Raw genomic sequence first — 3462 nt, 5'->3', positions numbered from 1 at the left:
CTTGGTTGAGTCTGAATTATCAAATTATGTCAATGAAGAAGACTTTTTTGTAAGGGTACGTTTGGGAGGTATTCGCTTTTCGGCCTTGGGAGAGTTCAAAAACAACGGTAATTTTACCATTTTGCAGAATCGCATTAGCATCTTTCAGGCCATTGCACATGCAGGTGATTTGACCACCACGGCCAAAAGGGATCAATTGGTGTTGATGCGTCAATATCCTGAGGGAACCAAAACCTTTAGAATCAATTTAAATGACGAAAGATTGATCGAATCAGAGTTCTATTTCATTCGTCCCAATGATATGCTTTATGCAGAACCCATGAAAATTCGGGAATTGGGAACCGGAGTAAATTTTGTCCAAACCTTCCAATTGGCGGTCACTACGCTTTCTGCTGTTTTACTTGTATTGAACGCCATCAAATAATTGCAAATGAACCAATCTGAAGCTAATAGAACTCCGGTGATAGGTCAGGAGGAAGAAGTAATTGATATCAAAGACTTATTGCTAAGAATCTGGCGAATTTGGCCCTATATAGCGTTTTCTGTTATTGTAGCGATAGGGATCGCTTATATAAGCCTCCGTTATTCCGTCCCGGAATACCAGGTTTCCAGCAAATTTTTTGTCAAAGAAAAAGAAAACCCTTTTAGTTTATTTGAATCAGCCGGTTTAAATATGGGGGGCTCTGGGGATATGGAATTAGGTAACCAAATGATTATTCTTAAGTCCAGACCCATAGCCAATGCAGCCCTGGATCTTTTAAATTTTGATGTAGAATATTATGCGCAGGGTAGGTTCTTAACTACTGAAGTGTACCAAAATACCCCGGTTGCTGTAGCAGTAGATTGGAACCATCCCCAATTGACCAACGGAGATCTTTTAATCCAATGGACAGATAGAAAACAGTTTACCGTCTCTTATATAAGTGAATCCTATACCCAAATTTTCCCTGATACGGATGGAAGAAAAAAGTTAGATAATCCCGGTTCCCCATCACAAAAATACAATTTTAATGAATGGGTAGAGCTGCCCATGAACCGATTTAAAGTAGGGCTCACATCTGCTGAAGACAGTGGGGAAATGATCATTCGTTTTAGAGATCGACATGGGTTGATTAACCATTATACCGGTGAAAATTTGCAAATTGCTGCCATGGACAAGCAGTCCACCATTCTTAAACTGACCGTTAATACCCATACGCCTGAAAAAGGCAGGGATTATTTAAATACCTTGCAAGAAGTTTATTTGGAAAACGAATTGCAGGAGAAGAATGCCATGGCCACCAATACCATCGATTTTATTGATGCCCAACTGGTGGTTTTGTCTGATTCCTTAATGTTTATAGAAAATAGATTGGAAAACTTTCGCTCCAACAATTCCATTTATGATTTGAGCTCGGAAGGCACCGCCATCTTTGAACAATTAAAGGAACTAGAAAATGAATTGGCCAAGGAAAAATTCAAAAGGGACTATTACCAGCAATTGACCAAGTACTTGGAAAGGGAGGATTACAATCAGGTGGTGGTTCCCTCAGGTTTGGGTATAGAGGACCCCATTCTAAACACCCTGATTACCAATCTATTGGAATTGCAAGCAGAGAAATCCATGCATGCCTCCAAATTGACGGAAATTTCACCACCCCTTAGGGAAGTGAATCGAAAAATTAAAGACCTGAATCTTTCTATTTTAGAATTGCTTCAAAATGTTGACAATAATGCCCAGCTTTTGATTGAGGACCTGCAAGAACGGATCAATAAAATTACCGGTACTTTCAGTAGTTTGCCCCAAACCGAGCAAAACTTATTGCGCATTCAGCGAGAGTTTTCCTTGAATGAAGAATTGTACACTTTTTTGTTGGAAAAACGCGCTGAATCAGCCATCACAAGGGCTTCGAATACCCCCAGCAATAAAATCATCGAAAGCGCTTTAATTAATCCCATTCCTATAAGTCCAAAAACGGCACTCACCTATTTAATCGCCCTAATCTTAGGTGTAGCCTTGCCCATTGGGATCAGTTTTGCACGCGCTTTTTTAAGCAATACCATCAAGGATGGAAAAGAACTGGAAAGAAAGGCCGATCTTAATTTAATTTCCACCGTTGGAGAAAGTGAAGAGAATGACAATTTGGTAGTCTTAAAGAAACACCGCTCCGGCATTACAGAAGCCTTTCGTTCTTTGCGTGCCAATATGAACTTTATCCTTCCCAAAGACAAGAGTTCAGTAATTTTGATTACTTCCAGTATTTCGGGTGAAGGAAAAACTTTTTGTAGCATCAATTTGGCTTCAGTCTATGCCCTAAGCAATAAAAGAACCCTACTGATTGGTTGCGACATGCGGAAGCCCAAGATTTTTGAGGATTTTGGGATAAACAATAAAGAAGGTTTGTCTACCTACCTGAGTCAAAATCAAGAGGATGTGGACAAGGTGATCCAAAAAACGGCCTACGAAAACCTGGATGTCATTGTGTCCGGGCCAATTCCACCCAATCCGGCAGAATTGTTGATTACCGATCGTTTTGGCCAATTGCTAGCGGAAATGAAGGGACGCTATGATATGGTGATATTGGATACCCCACCGGTGGGTTTGGTTTCTGAAACCTTAGACCTAATCAGGTTAGCAGATATCTCCCTCTTTGTGGTACGCTACAATTACAGTGAAAAGCAGTTCATAGACCATATCAATAATTTAAAAAAGCAGGCCATACTAAAAGAAGCTTATATGGTTTTTAATGGGGTGGATAAGGATGCCCAGCACTATGGCTATGGAACGGGCTACGGTTACGGTTATGGCTATGGCTATGGCTATTATGCAGAAGACAATAAAGAAAGGAACTTCTTTAAAAAATTGTTTAAATTAAAGTAGCCAATAAGCTTAAGCCCATTATTAACCCTTTGCCCTATTATTTCACCTTTTAATCTCAAGGCTTTACTTGGGAGTTGTTAAATCTTTCTTTTGCTTACTGCTCTTTCCCATCAAATGGGACTGAGGAGGCGAAGCTGTATAAAGTTGGATACAGATAAGCAAAGCACTACTATTCAAATCCGAAACCGTCTCAATTAGAAAAAATAAACTCCCCCTTAAAAAGGGGGTAAGGGGGATTTTGGACGGCTTTTTCTTCACCGGCGGCTGAGCGGAGTCGAAGCCATAGGTTAACCTATACTTAAATCCTCAAAACACTCAGCAACAAAGTATCTCTAAAAGCCTAAAGGGCTGAAACTATAATAGCCAGGGGTAAAACCCCTTGTCAAAGAGTTGAAATGACCTTGATTTTGAAAAGGGGGAGTTGGCTGCAAAAGAATTATATCGCAGGACTTAAGAAATTGAAGTGGACAAAAGCACTACTATTCAAATCCAAAACCGTCTCAATTAGAAAAATCAAAATCCCCCTTAAAAAGGGGGTAAGGGGGATTTTGGACGGTTTTTCTTCACCGGCTGCTGAGCGGAGTCGAAGCCATAGGTTGACC

At 40.3% G+C, this 3462-nt stretch carries 1 protein-coding gene and 1 pseudogene; both read left to right on the top strand.

Annotated features, from left to right (window positions below):
• A pseudogene (locus AAC037_RS22005) lies at nucleotides 1–424 on the top strand (sugar transporter); the annotation flags it as partial.
• Between the two features lie 6 nt (nucleotides 425–430).
• Entirely contained in the window at nucleotides 431–2860 is a 2430-nt protein-coding gene (locus AAC037_RS22000; protein ID WP_339905645.1) for a polysaccharide biosynthesis tyrosine autokinase, read from the top strand.
• The last annotated feature ends 602 nt before the right edge of the window (nucleotides 2861–3462 follow it).

This window comes from uncultured Cyclobacterium sp., from assembly GCF_963976465.1.
Classification (GTDB): Bacteria; Bacteroidota; Bacteroidia; order Cytophagales; family Cyclobacteriaceae; genus Cyclobacterium.
Note: the sequence above shows the minus strand (reverse complement) of the source record. Positions and strands in the feature narration are given on the sequence as shown.

What these genes read in the sequence shown, in the direction of transcription:
- AAC037_RS22000 (WP_339905645.1), top strand. Translation starts at nt 431, where the DNA reads ATGAACCAATCTGAAGCTAATAGAACTCCGGTGATAGGTCAGGAGGAA.